The sequence below is a fragment of the Anaerolineae bacterium genome, assembly GCA_014360855.1.
Classification (GTDB): domain Bacteria; phylum Chloroflexota; class Anaerolineae; order JACIWP01; family JACIWP01; genus JACIWP01.
The window spans coordinates 1-13,365 of sequence record JACIWP010000056.1; the positions used below are offsets into that span (position 1 = coordinate 1).

At 66.1% G+C, this 13,365-nt stretch carries 12 protein-coding genes; all 12 read right to left on the reverse strand.

Going from position 1 to position 13,365, the window contains the following annotated elements; translation table 11 throughout:
- Positions 1-131 precede the first annotated feature (131 nt).
- Positions 132-1,253 (reverse strand): phosphoribosylformylglycinamidine cyclo-ligase, encoded by a 1,122-nt coding sequence (locus H5T60_04665; GenBank protein ID MBC7241717.1) that lies wholly within the window; start codon positions 1,251-1,253, stop codon positions 132-134.
- A complete protein-coding gene (gene purD, locus H5T60_04670; protein MBC7241718.1) occupies positions 1,150-2,469 on the reverse strand; it encodes a phosphoribosylamine--glycine ligase in 1,320 nt (439 codons plus the stop codon). Before purD ends, H5T60_04665 begins: the two co-directional genes overlap by 104 nt.
- Before the next feature lie 21 nt (positions 2,470-2,490).
- Entirely contained in the window at positions 2,491-3,918 is a 1,428-nt protein-coding gene (locus tag H5T60_04675) for an amidophosphoribosyltransferase (GenBank protein ID MBC7241719.1), read from the reverse strand.
- Between the two features lie 55 nt (positions 3,919-3,973).
- Entirely contained in the window at positions 3,974-4,432 is a 459-nt protein-coding gene (locus H5T60_04680; protein MBC7241720.1) for an AIR carboxylase family protein, read from the reverse strand.
- Positions 4,433-4,435: 3 nt separating this feature from the next.
- Positions 4,436-5,401 carry a phosphoribosylaminoimidazolesuccinocarboxamide synthase gene (locus H5T60_04685; GenBank protein MBC7241721.1) on the reverse strand — a complete coding sequence of 322 codons (966 nt, stop codon included), beginning with the start codon at positions 5,399-5,401 and terminating at the stop codon, positions 4,436-4,438.
- Between the two features lies 1 nt (position 5,402).
- Positions 5,403-6,815 carry an adenylosuccinate lyase gene (locus H5T60_04690; GenBank protein MBC7241722.1) on the reverse strand — a complete coding sequence of 471 codons (1,413 nt, stop codon included), beginning with the start codon at positions 6,813-6,815 and terminating at the stop codon, positions 5,403-5,405.
- 3 nt (positions 6,816-6,818) lie between these two features.
- Positions 6,819-7,586 (reverse strand): phosphoribosylformylglycinamidine synthase I, encoded by a 768-nt coding sequence (purQ, locus tag H5T60_04695; protein ID MBC7241723.1) that lies wholly within the window; start codon positions 7,584-7,586, stop codon positions 6,819-6,821.
- The gene (gene purL / locus H5T60_04700) at positions 7,583-10,471 is read right to left on the reverse strand and encodes a phosphoribosylformylglycinamidine synthase subunit PurL (GenBank protein MBC7241724.1); all 2,889 of its coding nucleotides are present in this window, start codon (positions 10,469-10,471) and stop codon (positions 7,583-7,585) included. The genes purQ and purL overlap by 4 nt, the downstream gene beginning before the upstream one ends.
- 173 nt (positions 10,472-10,644) lie before the next feature.
- A complete protein-coding gene (locus H5T60_04705; protein MBC7241725.1) occupies positions 10,645-11,034 on the reverse strand; it encodes a hypothetical protein in 390 nt (129 codons plus the stop codon).
- Between the two features lie 16 nt (positions 11,035-11,050).
- Positions 11,051-12,346 carry an ATP-binding protein gene (locus H5T60_04710; GenBank protein ID MBC7241726.1) on the reverse strand — a complete coding sequence of 432 codons (1,296 nt, stop codon included), beginning with the start codon at positions 12,344-12,346 and terminating at the stop codon, positions 11,051-11,053.
- A gap of 222 nt (positions 12,347-12,568) precedes the next feature.
- A complete protein-coding gene (locus tag H5T60_04715; GenBank protein MBC7241727.1) occupies positions 12,569-13,012 on the reverse strand; it encodes a hypothetical protein in 444 nt (147 codons plus the stop codon).
- Between the two features lie 36 nt (positions 13,013-13,048).
- The coding region (locus H5T60_04720; GenBank protein ID MBC7241728.1) for a hypothetical protein at positions 13,049-13,365 on the reverse strand (317 nt) is incomplete at its 5' end.

Sequence of the window (13,365 nt, forward strand, 5' to 3'; positions counted from 1 at the left end):
GACAACGCGGGCCGGCAGTTGGCCCGCGTCACACGCATCTATAATCGCCTGGAGATTGGAACCGAACCCGGAAATCAGCACAGCAATACGTGCTGTCGGGGTTGGATGGCCTTCCATCGCTGTGCTCCGCCTCATCTCTCTATGCCCACCAGAATCACCTGCCGCCGGCCGGGCACCAGCTCGCCGATGACCTTCAGCTCCTTCTCCAGCTCCAGCGCCCGGCGGGCATCCTCCGGGGATACCACCGCCACCATGCCGATGCCCATGTTGAAGACGTGGTACATCTCCGCTGTATCCACGCCGCCCTTCTGCTGGATCAGGCGGAACAGCGGCGGCACCTCCCAGGCGCCGGCGTCAATCCGGGCATCCAGCTCCGCCGGCAGGACGCGGGGGATGTTGTCGAAAAACCCGCCGCCCGTGATATGCGCCAGCGCCTTGATGGATATCTCCTCCCGCAGTCGACGCACCAGCGCCAGGTACGAGCGGTGGGGCGCCAAGAGCGCCTCGCCCAGCAGGCCGATGCCCTCGAATTCCTGATCCAGCGGGGTATCGGCAAAGACGCGTCGGATGAGGGAATAGCCGTTGGTGTGCGGCCCGCTGGAGGGAAATCCCAGCAAGAGGTCGCCGGCGCGCAGGTCGCGGCGCGGGAGCATCTCCTCGCGCTCCACCACACCCACGATCGTGCCCACCAGGTCGAACTCACCCGGCGCATAGACGCCGGGCATTTCGGCGGTCTCGCCGCCCAACAGGACACAGCCGGCCTGCCGGCAGGCCTCCGCAATGCCCGTCACCACCTCCGCCACCATCTCCGGCTCCAGATGGTCCGAGGCGATGTAATCCAGGAAAAAGAGCGGCTCGGCGCCCTGCACCAGGATGTCGTTCACGCTGTGATTGACGATGTCTTGGCCGATGGAGCGGTAGCGCCGCATGGCCGCGGCGAGCTTGGTCTTGGTGCCGACGCCGTCGGTGGAAGCGACCAGCGCCGGCGAGCGATAGCCTTTCAGGCTGGAGACGTCGAAGACCCCGCCGAAACTGCCGATGCCGGCCAGCACCGCCGGCGTATAGGTGCTCTGCACCGCCTGGCGCATCAGCTCCACGGCGCGGTTGCCGGCCTCGATGGAAACGCCGGCGGCCTCATAGGCACTGCGCTTACGCGCCATCTCCTCCTCCTGCGGCCATGGCTTGTACGGCGGACTGGCCGATATCGCGGCGGTAGTGCATGCCCTCAAAGGAGATAAGCTGGACCGCCTCATAGGCGCGGGCGACGGCATCCGGCAGGGAAGGGGCAACGGCGGTGACGTTCAGCACGCGGCCGCCGCTGGTGACGATCTGCTGGCCGGCGCGGCGCGTGCCGGCGTGGAAGATGAGCACGTTCTCCAGCGCCTCGGCGCGCTCCAGTCCCTGGATGACCATCCCCTTTTCATACGGGCCGGGGTAGCCGCGCGAGGCCAGCACCACGGTGACCGCGGCCGCCGGCTTGACCGCCAGCCGCGTCTCCTTCAGTTTGCCGGCGATGCAGGCCTGTATGATCTCCACCAGGTCACTCCCCAGCAGGGGCAGGATGACCTGGGTCTCCGGGTCACCGAAGCGGCAGTTGAATTCCAGCACGCGCGGGCCTTGGGCGGTGAGCATCAGGCCGGCGTACAGCACTCCCACATACGGGATGCCCTCTTTGCGCAGGCCGTCCACCGCCGGCTGAAGGATGGTGCGCTGAATCTCCTCCAGCAGTTCCTGGCCCACGAAGGGCACCGGCGCATAGGCGCCCATGCCGCCGGTATTGGGTCCCTGGTCACCGTCGAAGGCGCGTTTGTAGTCCTGCGCCGGCGGAAGCACCGCCACTGTACGGCCATCGGACAGCGCCAGCACCGAAAGCTCCTGTCCGTACAGCCGCTCCTCGATGACCACCTGCTCGCCGGCCTCGCCGAAGGCGCGCCGCACCAGCATCTCATAGAGCGCTTTCTCTGCCCGCGTGCGGTCCTCCGGCACGAAGACCCCCTTGCCGGCGGCCAGGCCGCTGGCCTTGACCACTACCGGAAAGTCCACCTGACGCAGGTACTCCAGCGCCTCCTGGTAATCCTCGAACACGGCAAAGCGGGCCGTGGGGATTTTATGGCGCTCCATAAAGGCCTTGGCGAAGGCTTTGCTGGCCTCGATCTGAGCGCCGGCCTGCGTCGGGCCGAAGATGGCCAGCTTGCGGCGCAGAAACGCATCCACAATCCCCAGGGCCAGGGGCGCCTCCGGCCCAACAATGGTCAGGTCAATGCCGATGGTCTCGGCGAAATCCACGAGCTCGTCCACATTTTCGGCGTTCAGCGGGACATTGCCGCCGGCCAGCCCGCGCCGCTCGACCAGCAGATCGGTGCCGGCGTTGCCGGGCGCCACCCATAACCCCTCCACCAACGGAGATTGGGCGACTTTCCAGGCCAGCGCATGTTCGCGGCCTCCGGAGCCGATGATGAGCACCTTCATGGGATTCCTCTTATTCTTTGCTCAGACGATGGCATCCTCGAATTCCAGTTTGGTGAAGCTCTCGTCCAGGCCGGTGGGGTAGTCGCCGGTGAAGCAGGCGTTGCAGTAGCCGGATTGCGCGCCGATGGCCTTCATCATGCCTTCCAGGGAGATGTAGGCCAGGGTATCGGCGCCGATATGCTGGCGGATCTCCTCCACCGACAGCCGCGCCGCAATCAGGTCCTGATCGCGCGCCATGTCCACCCCCATGAAGCAGGAGTGGGTGATGGGGGGAGAGGCGACGCGCACATGCACCTCGACGGCGCCGGCCTCTCGGAGCAGGCGGATCAGCGGGCCGGAGGTGGTCCCCCGCACGATGGAATCATCCACCAGCACCACCCGCTTGCCCTCCAGGTTGCTGGGCAGGGGGTTGTATTTGAGCCGCACGCCCTCGCGGCGCAGTCGCTCGTTGGGCTGGATGAAGGTGCGGCCGATATAGCGGTTCTTGATGAGGCCCTCGGTAAAGGGCAGGCCGCTCTCCTGGGCATAGCCGATGGCGTGCGGGGTGCCGCTGTCCGGCACGGCGATGACGATGTCAGCATCCGCCGGCGCCTCGCGGGCCAACTGCCGGCCCAGCTCCTGCCGCACATTGTGCACCACCTTCCCGTCGAAAATGCTGTCCGGGCGGGAGAAATAGATGTGTTCGAACGTGCACAGGGCGCGCTTGCGGGGCGGCGCGCCGCTCTCCGCATGGAGGCCGTTGGCGTCCAGGCGGATGATCTCGCCGGGTTCCACCTCGCGCACGAACTTGGCGCCGATGGTGGCCAGGGCACAGCTCTCTGAGGCCAGACACCACCCTACGTCGTTGAGCCGGCCGATGACCAGCGGGCGGAAGCCCCAGGGATCGCGCACCCCGAAGACGGCACTGCGGGTCAGGATGGTCAGCGAGTAAGCGCCGACCGCCTGGGCCATAAAGGTGCGGATGCGGGTGATCCAGTCACCGACGCCGCCGGCGAGCATCAGGGTGATGATCTCGCTGTCCGAGGAAGAGGTCAGGCCCACACCGCGCTGGAGCAGGTCGCGGCGCAGAAGAGGCGCGTTCACCAGATTGCCGTTATGCGCCACCCCCAGCGGTCCCAACATGGTCTCAATGAGGTAGGGCTGGGCGTTGCGCAGGGTCGGACTGCCGGTGGTGGAATAGCGGTTGTGGGCGATGGCGAGATGCCCGCGCAGATGGTGCAGATTCTCTTCCGTGAAGACCTGCGCCACCAGGCCCATGCCTTTATGGATGTGGGCGGTCTTGCCGTCGGAGACGGCGATGCCGGCACTCTCCTGGCCGCGGTGCTGGAGGGCATAGAGCGCGAAGAAACTCAGGCGCGCCACATCCTCGCCGGGATAATAGATGCCGAAGACGCCGCATTCCTCCCGGGGTCGGTCATCCTGTTCCCAATTTTCCCATTCCCAGACCATGCTCCACCTCACTTTCCCACCAACTTTCCGCTTCCCCTGGGTGGAACAGATGAGTTCAACGCAGTGATTGGTCGTCGGCGATCAAACGTCGACGCTGTTCCTCCTGATACAGGCGTACTGCCTCCCGCCGGCCGAGGATTTTGGCCGCCAGGAGCGCCGCGCCCTCCGGCTCCAGCACCAGCGCCGGCGCCACCCCCGACGGCATGCGCAGGGAGGAGAAGATGTCAGCGCCGGCGAAGCGCTCCGAATAGGGCGGACAGGCGATGACCGGCACGCTCACCGCCGCGTCCACCATGCCGCTGAGGGCATTACTGCGGCCGGCGATGGTGATGTACAGGCGCGGCTCGCCCCGGGCCTCGTAGCCGGCCAGCATCTCCAGCAGGTAGGCCGGGCTTTTATGGGCCGAGGCCACCCGCATCTCCCACGAGATATCGAACTGCCGCAGTGCCTCCGCCACCTTCTCGGCGTGCGGCAGATCGGCTTTGGAACCCATAATGATGACCACGTCCGCCATGGCTCACAGCTCCCGCAGGGCATTGATGACGCGCGGTTCGGCCGGGTACTCGGCCGGCACGAACTCCTCACCGGTGAGCATTTCGTATACTTGAATGTAACGCAAACTGGCCAGAACCGCCAAATTCGCGTCCCATGCCGGCGGTTCCCCGTCGCCCCGATAGCCCCGCTCGGCGTACCACAGCCGCACGAACTCCTTGTCGAAGTTGTCCGGCTCCTCGCCGGCGGCGAACCGGGCTTCGTACGTATCCGCCCGCCAGAAGCGGCTGGAATCGGGCGTATGGATCTCATCTATAAGCATGAGCTGGCCGTCCTCCGTGAGGCCAAACTCGTACTTGGTGTCGACCAGGATCAACCCGCCGCGCCGCGCCATCTCCTGCCCCCGTCGGAACAGGGCGATGGCCGCCGTCTGGACCTGCTCCCAGACCGCCGGCGCCACCAGCCGGCGCTCCACCACCTCCTGGCAGGTCAGCCGCTCGTCGTGGCCCGTAGGCCCTCCCTTGGTGGTGGGCGTGATGATGGGTTCTGGCAGGGGCTGGTTCTTCCGCAGTCCCTCGGGGAACGTATAGCCGTAAATGTGGCGTTCCCCTTGGGAATAGCGGTACCAGAGCGCGGTCTGCGTCACGCCAGTGATGTAGCCGCGCACGATGACCTCCACCGGCAGGGCCTGACATTCCCGCACCACCATCACGTTGGGGTCCGGGCAGGCCAGCATGTGATTAGGGATGATGTCGCGCGTGCGCTCGAACCAGAAGGCGCTCAACTGATTGAGCACCTGGCCCTTATAGGGTACCAGGCCCAGCACGCGGTCGAAGGCCGACAGCCGATCGGTGGTGACCAGGATGCGCCGGCCCGGCCGCAGGTAGATATCGCGCACCTTGCCGCGCATATCCGGTAGGTACGCCGGATCGGAGACGCCGGCAAAGGCATAGGGCAGGACCCGGCGGATCTCTGCTTCGGTAATCCGCATGTCATCCCTCCTCTCGCCGATCCTGGATGTGCTTGCGCAGGACAGTAGCCATGGCGCGCGCCAGTTGGGGGGCATCCCCCACGTAATCGGCCGCCTCCAGCAGGGCGCGGATGCGCCGCGCCGGCAGGAGCCGGGTGAACGCCGGCTCACTGCTGAGCCGTTCAGCCAGTGGGTTGGGCCGGCCGGCGGAAACTTCGGCCCAGGCCGCCATACTGTGCTCGCGAATGACCTCGTGCAACTGCTGGCGGTCGCCGCCGGCCTTCACCGCTTCCATCAGCAGACGCTCCGTGGCGGCGAACACGCCGTAGCGCTCCAGGTTGCGCGCCACCGCCGCCTCATTGACCTGGAGCCCCCGCACAATGCGGTTGGCGCGGCGCACTATCTCGTCGGTGCAGAGGAAAGCCGCCGGCAGGACCAGCCGGCGGTTGGCCGAATCATCCAGCGTGCGCTCCAGGAGCGAATGCGCGGCGTCGTCCCACAGCACGCGCGGCAGGGCCGCCACATAGCGCGCCAGGCTGTTGATATTCTCAGCGTTGACCGGGTTGCGCTTGAAAGGCATGGCGCTGGAACCGACCTGCTGAGCGCCGAAGGGCTCGGACCATTCCCCGATGGCCGGCGACTGGAGCACCCGCAGGTCAAAGGCAAAGCGGTAGAGGGTGCCGGCCAGGCCGGCCAGCGCGTTCAGCACCGCCCAATCCTGCTTGCGCGGATAGGTCTGGGTGGCGACGGGATAGGCCCGCAGTCCCAGCTTGTCCATGACACTGCGCTCCAGCCGGCGCGCCCCGACCCGCCCCAAGAGCTGGACGTAGGAGGCGGCGGTGCCCACGGCGCCCTTGAGGCCCTTGCCGCGGATCTGGCCGTGGAGCCGGCGCAGTTCCAGCAGGTCGAAGAGCAGGTCCTGGCCGTATTGGGCCAGGCGGTAGCCGATGGTGGTGGGTTCCGCCGGCTGTAAATGGGTGAAGGCCATGGCCGGCGTGTCGGCCCAGCGCTCGATCTGCTCGGCCAGGCCGGCGATCAGTTCCTCCAGGCGGGCAATGATCAGCGCCAGGGATTCCCGCAGACGGAGGGCATCGGCGTTGTCCTCGATATCCATGGAGGTGGCGCCGAGGTGTATGATGGGGCCCCCGACCGGACACTGCTCGGCGAACACCTTAACCTCCGCCATCAGGTCATGGTGTATGACGCGCTCGATCTCTTCCGCCCGCGCCAGGTCAACCTCGTCCATGTGAGCGCGCAGGTCCTCCACCTGTTCGCGGGAGACCAGCCCCAGTTCGGACTGGGCTTCGGCCAGGGCCACCCAGATACGGCGCCACAGCCGGCGCTTATATACCTCGCTCCAGATGCGCCGCATTTCCTCCGAGCCGTAGCGCCAGGTCAATGGGGAAAGGAAGGTCGTATGGTCAAACGCGGTCATGGTTCACATCTCCGCGGCGTAGCGCACGCCGTTGATGAAAATCTGCAGTCCCAACCCTCCCCGGCCATCGTGCGGCCAGCGGGGGTGCTGATAGCGGACAATGTGATCTTCCGGATGGGGCATCAGCCCCAGCACATTGCCAGCCGGGTTGCAGATGCCGGCGATATCCCCCTCCGAGCCGTTGGGGTTGGCGGGGTACCGGCCGCCGGCCGGCGTCCCATCCTCCTGCGCATAGCGCAGGGCCACCAGGCCCCTGGCCTCCAGCGCCGGCACCTGGTCCGAGATAAAGCGCCCCTCGCCGTGCGCCACCGGACAGACGATGGGCTCTTGCATGCCGCGGGTGAAGACGCAGGGACTGCGCGGGTCCGGCAGTAAGGTCACCCAGCGGCACTCGAAATGACCGGAGGCGTTAAAGGTCAGGGTCGCCGGCCCCAGCCCGGCATCCCCGGGCAGGAATCCGCTCTTCAACAGGGCCTGGAAGCCGTTGCAAATGCCCAGCACCGGTTTGCCGGCGGCGATGAAAGCGGTCAGCTCGTCCTTCAGATAATGGCTGAGGTCCAGGCTGAGCACCTTGCCGGCGCCCAGCGCATCGCCGTAGGAGAACCCGCCGGGGATGATGACCATCTGATAATCGGCGAGCCGGCGTTCGCCCCTGCGCAGTTGATGCACATGCACAATCTCGGGGTTCCCGCCGGCCAGCTCGCAGGCCCATGCCGTCTCCCGATCGCGGTTGGTGCCCGAAGCATGTAGGATGAGAATTCTCGGCTTCAGCATGCGGCCCCTCGCCAGTACCTCCATAACTCCTCGACTGTCAGGTTCACCAGCTCCTGCCCGCAACAGCGGATAACGAGCCGGCCGCTCTCCTTCACCCGGCCGATTTCGGCGGCCGGGTGGCCGGCCAGTAGTTCCAGAAACGCCTGCCGGTTCTCCGGCGCCACCTCCACCAGCAGACGGCCGTTGCTCTCGCTGAACAGGCGCTCCTCGAAGGTGAGGGCGCCCTCCACCGGCAGGGCATCCAGGTCCAGCTCCAGGCCCAGCCGGCCGGCGATGCACATCTCGGCGGCGGCCACCGCCAGTCCTCCCTCGCTCAGGTCGTGGCAGGCGCGCACCAGGCCGGCGCGCATGGCGCGATGGACGGCGCGGTAGCGCTCCAGGCCTTGTTGGGGCAGGCCGGGAGGCTCGCCGGCGCCGTCGGTGCCGGTGAGCAGGGCATAATGACTGCCGGCCAGCTCGCGCCGCGTCTCCCCCACGATGAAGAGCAGGTTGCCCGGGGATTTGAGCGCCATGGTCACCGCGCCGGCGATATCCGGGATGATGGACATGGCGGAGATGAGCAGGGTGCCCGGGATGGGCGTCGGCCGGCCGTCCGGCCCGATGTATTCGTTGTTGAGGCTGTCCTTGCCGGAGATAAACGGCGCCTGATAGGCCAGGGCGGCGTCGCGGCATCCCTCCGCGGCCCGCACCAGCCGGCCCAGTTCCTCGGGCCGGCCGGGATTGCCCCAACAGAAATTGTCCAGCAGGGCGATGGTATCGGGATCCGCCCCGACGGCCACGGCGTTGCGCACCGCCTCGTCCACGCAACTGATGGCCATGGCGTACGGGTCTATTTTCCCGATCTGCGGGTTGATGCCCAGGCTCAACACCAGTCCCCTGGAGTGTTTCCAGGTCATGAGGGGCTTGAGCACCACCGCATCGGAAGGGCCGTCGTCGCGCACGCCCACCAGCGGCTTGATGATCGTGCCGCCGCCCACCTCATGGTCGTAGCGGCGGATGGTATCCTCCTTAGAAGCGATGGTGGGGTGGGCGAGAAGCGCCAGCAGGGCCTGCTGTGGGGACGGGGCCGGCGTCGAGGATGGCAGGTCGGCCGGCCGGCGGCCCCGCCATACGGCTTGCAGACGCCGGCGCGGCAGGCCGTGATGCAGGAATTCCATGGAGATATCCCCCACCACCTTCTCGCCGTAGCACACCACCAGCCGGCCGCTATCGGTGAACTCCCCGATATCGGTGGCCTCCACCCCCCAGTCGCGGCATAACCGCTCCAGCTCGGGCCATTTCGCCGGCGGTACGGCCAGCACCATGCGCTCCTGCGCCTCGCTGAGCCATATCTCCCAGGGCTTCAGGCCGGGGTACTTCAGCGGCACGCGCTCCAACTGCACCCGCGCGCCCGTATGCTGTCCCATTTCGCCGACGGCGCTGGAAAGCCCGCCGGCGCCGCAGTCGGTGATGGCGTTGTACAGCCCGCGGTCGCGCGCCAGGCAGACCACCTCCATCACGTCCTTTTCCACGATGGGGTCGCCGATCTGCACGGCGGTGCCGGCCACCTGACCGGTCTCATGGGTCAGGGCCTCCGAGGAAAAGGTGGCGCCGTGCAGGCCGTCGCGCCCGGTGCGCCCCCCGATGACCACGATGCGGTCGCCGGGCTGGGCCTGCCGGCGGTGCCGGCCCTTGGGAGCAATGCCCACACAGCCCACATACACCAGTGGGTTGGCCGTGTAGCTTTTATCGTACAGGATGGCACCGCTGACGGTGGGCAGGCCAAGCTTGTTGCCGTAGTCCTCGATGCCGCTAATGACGCCGGCCTGGATGCGCCGCGGATGCAGGCTACCTGCCGGCACCTCTTCCATGGGCAGGTCCTGCGTGCCGAAGCAGAGCACATCGGTCACGGCGATGGGCCGCGCCGATACCCCAATAATGTCCCGCACCACGCCGCCGACGCCGGTGTTGGCTCCGCCGAAGGGTTCCAGCGCGCTGGGATGGTTATGGGTCTCTACCTTAAAGGAAACCTCGTACTCGTCGTCAAAGTCAATGATGCCGGCATTGTCCACGAAGGCGGAGCGCACCCAGGGTTTGCCCACCGCCTCGGTGGCCGCGCGAATGGTACTGCGGAGAAGCCCATCGATGAGCCGGCGCTGGCCGGCCTCATCCTCGAACTCGATGAGGGCCTTGAAGGTCTTGTGCACGCAGTGTTCCGACCAGGTCTGTGCCAGCGTTTCCAGTTCCAGGTCCGTAGGGGCACGCCCCAGGCCGGCGAAGTAATCGCGGATGGCGCGCATCTCCTCCAGGTTCAGCGCCAGCAGGCGCTGGCGGCTGATGGCCAGCAGTTCCTCGTCGGAAAGCCCCTTCAGCGGAATCTCCAGCGCCTCGTCCGAGGCCTCGGCAGTGCGGATGAAGGCCGGCGTCATCTCCCCCAGGTAATAGTGCTGGATGGTGGGATTGCTGAGGAGCTTCTGGGCCAGGAGATGCACGTCCGCCTCGCGCAGGTCGCCGATCAGCTCATAGCGCTGGCCGGTGGCGACCTCGATGTCGGTGATGCCCCAGATCTCGCCGGCGACCTTCACCACCTGATGCGCTACCGGGTCGGTCACCCCGGGATGCAGGCCGACCTCCACCACCCAGCCATCGCCGCGCGTCGTGGGGTGTGGGGAGGGGCCGGCGATATACTGCCAGGTTGCGGTTTCGATGACGGGATCAGCCAACAGGGAGGTGCAGAGCAGGTCGAGCTGGGAAGGTTGGAGGTTGCCGCGGATAAAGTACAGGGTCTGGAAGCGCACGTCGCGGAGCCCGGTGATACCCAGGCTTCGCGCGTCGTGAATGAGATCGCGTGCCCTGTAGGTATGCACCCGGCCGTTGGGCTGAATGGTGATCCGGTAGTACATGGCGTCGATACGCACCCTATGGTCCAGCGTGACGGATGTGGTGGATGAGGGATGCTGGCAAAAGAGAAAAAGGCCAACCTAGAGCAGTTGGCCTTCGTTGCCGGCTATCATCCTCGCAGGGGAAAGTGTAACATATCGGCGCCTGGGCGTCAAATTTGGCGAGGCCGGCTGACCTAGAAACAGCCAAGTTGGCAGGGCGTGATGCGCAGTCCCATGGCATCCGCGGTATTGCCGACCACCAGCCGCTCCACGTTCAGCTCGCGCGCGATGTCCCAGATGGTGCGGCAACTGATGCGGCCGTCCCGCTCGCGCGCCCGCAGGCGCGCCTCGATCTCGGAGTCCAGGCGCGTCATCGGCCGCAGGAGCTTGGATTTCCCCTCCGCCTTCGGCCCATAGCCGAACAGCCCAAGCTGGCAGAGGGTGATGGGTATCTGCATCTGGTTCAGCATTTCCCCCACCTTTTGGGGTGAGACATCGAGTTCCCAGGCCACCGCATGGGCGGCCGTACAGGGCATGGTATTGTCATGTGCCCGCTCGCGAATCCTCTGGGCTAAACGATCCATCCGCTTCCTCCCCTATTCATGACACATCCGATTGTAGATTAACAAAGTAGGAATCCCAGGCGGCGTCAATCAATTCGGGCGTCAGGCGCGGCGGGACCCCCCGGTAGCGCGCGATGCCGACGAGGTGTTCGATGAGGTCCCGGGGATGGCAGGCGCGCAGTTTGATGCCCGGCTTCAGGTAGTGCTCCTTGAGCAGGTACGCCAGTCCCTTATCATCATAGGGGACACCGCGCTGGGCGCAGACGCGCTGAAATATCTCGCGGTACTGATCCAGGGTCGGGTCTTTGATGTATATTTTGTGCTGGATGCGGCGCAGGAAGGCCTCGTCCACCAACTGCGCCGGCGAGAGGTTGGTGGAGAAAATCAACAGCACGTCAAAGGGCACTTCGATCTTGCGCCCCGTATGCAGGGTCAGGTAATCCACCCCTTTTTCCAGCGGCACGATCCAGCGGTTGAGGAGGTCCTCCGGGCGCGCCAACTGCCGGCCGAAATCGTCGATCAACAGCATGCCGCCGTTGGCCTTGAGCTGGAAGGGCGCGTCGTAGAAGAGCGAGACCTCATTGAAAATGAGGTCCAGGCTGTTGAGCGTCAGCTCGCCGCCCACGATGATGTTGGGCCGGCGAATCTTGATCCAGCGCTTGTCCAGATGCCGGTCGTTCTCATCGTTGGGGACCGCCCGATGATTGACCACATCATACAAGGTGACGATATGCCCGCCGATCACCAGCGCCTGGGGGATATAAATGGTTCCCTTCAGGATAATACTGCCGATGGCCTCGGCGATGGAGGTCTTGCCATCGCCCGGGGGACCGAAGAGGAAGATCGATTGGCCGGAGTTGATGGCCGGCCCCACCCGGTCGATGATGCTCTCATCCAGCACCAGGTGGGAAAGGGCCTCGCGCACCATGGCCGGCGTCACGAAGATGTTGCGCACCGATTGGGCACGCACTGCCTCTTTGTACCGCTCCAGCGGCACGGGGGCCGGCCCCACATAGCGCGAGCGCTCCAGCAGTTCGCGCGCCCGCTCTCCGCCCCGTTCGGTGATGGCGTACAGGTAGGCCGACTCGCGCAGGGCGCCGCCGGAGCCTTTCACCTCCACCAGGCGCTCCCGCTTGAGAAATTCCAGCACCTGGTCAATGACGCCGGTGAAAGGCAGGCAGACCGCGTCGGCGATGGCGGCCGCCGGCATATACCCCTCGTAGTACAGGGTCTTGAGCACCAGGTCGGCGATCAGTCCCATGTTGAGGCCGGTTTCCTCAATGGTACGCGGGGCAGTGGGGAAAAAGCTTCCCTGCAGAGTGGTGAGCTCCATGTCAGGACGCGCCTGTGCCATATATCATCCTCAAACTCGGTGCGTTTGCGCGCTATTATACCACAGCGGGGCAGGGTGTCTATTCTGCGCCGGCGCATCAGGAAAACGGCAGGTGACAGCCATTGGGGCAATGACTGTCACCTGGAAAGCGGCGTGCATGCGGCCGGCATCCTGGCATCCGGATGCCGGCGCACTCGCTGGCGTCCCTCAGGAACCGTCGGGTCAGGCTTTGCGCATCCGCCTGGCGCCAAAGAGCAGGGCCGCCAGCGCGAAGGCGAGCACCAGCAGACTGCCTGGCCCAAAGCCTGTCTGCGGCGGGGTGGCCTCCGCGGCGCCGGTGGGAGTGACCTGCGGGCTGGCCGCCGGCGCTGGGGTTTCCGTGACCTGGCCGGCCGCCGGCGCGACCGTGGGGGTATCCGTCACCGCCGGCACCACCGGCGTGTTGGTCGGCCGCGGCGTGGGGCTGGCCGGCGGGGGCAGGGTCGCCGTGGCGGTCGGCGTAGGGGTCGCCGCCATGGCGATGGCGGTGGCGGTCTCCTCCGCCTGCACCGCCCGCTGTTTGGGCCGGATGACCAACGCCCACCCCCCGATGCCCAGGAGCGCCAGGCCCAACAGTACGATCAGCGCGATGGCAATGGTGGCAAACAGCCGATTTTGCTTGTCCATACGATGTCCCTCTCCTTACAGCATCAGAGCGATAAATTACGATGATGCCCGCGGCCCAATGGGCTCCACGTTCATCCACGGCACGAAGACGGTCTCGTGATGGTCCAGCTCCACCATCACCCCTTCATACAGCACGCCGGCTTCCACCCGACGCGGCGTGCTCAGCACCTCGAGGATATGCCCCACCGCGCCCAGCCGGGGATACCCGATGATGCGCACTTTCTGGCCGACCTTCAGCGGCGCCGGCTTTTCCGGCGGCGGAGGAGGCTCGTCCAGGGAGTCCGGCAGGAAGACCTCTGGCCCTTGGTCCCCTCCGTCCGTGAAAATGGTTACATCCCGCCCATGATGGTTCC

Bases quoted from the DNA above. Each gene is read 5' to 3' on its own strand.
- H5T60_04665 (MBC7241717.1), bottom strand. From the start codon at position 1,253: ATGAGGCGGTCCAGCTTATCTCCTTTGAGGGCATGCACTACCGCCGCG.
- purD (MBC7241718.1), bottom strand. From the start codon at position 2,469: ATGAAGGTGCTCATCATCGGCTCCGGAGGCCGCGAACATGCGCTGGCC.
- H5T60_04675 (MBC7241719.1), bottom strand. From the start codon at position 3,918: ATGGTCTGGGAATGGGAAAATTGGGAACAGGATGACCGACCCCGGGAG.
- H5T60_04680 (MBC7241720.1), bottom strand. From the start codon at position 4,432: ATGGCGGACGTGGTCATCATTATGGGTTCCAAAGCCGATCTGCCGCAC.
- H5T60_04685 (MBC7241721.1), bottom strand. From the start codon at position 5,401: ATGCGGATTACCGAAGCAGAGATCCGCCGGGTCCTGCCCTATGCCTTT.
- H5T60_04690 (MBC7241722.1), bottom strand. From the start codon at position 6,815: ATGACCGCGTTTGACCATACGACCTTCCTTTCCCCATTGACCTGGCGC.
- purL (MBC7241724.1), bottom strand. From the start codon at position 10,471: ATGTACTACCGGATCACCATTCAGCCCAACGGCCGGGTGCATACCTAC.
- H5T60_04705 (MBC7241725.1), bottom strand. From the start codon at position 11,034: ATGGATCGTTTAGCCCAGAGGATTCGCGAGCGGGCACATGACAATACC.
- H5T60_04710 (MBC7241726.1), bottom strand. From the start codon at position 12,346: ATGGAGCTCACCACTCTGCAGGGAAGCTTTTTCCCCACTGCCCCGCGT.
- H5T60_04715 (MBC7241727.1), bottom strand. From the start codon at position 13,012: ATGGACAAGCAAAATCGGCTGTTTGCCACCATTGCCATCGCGCTGATC.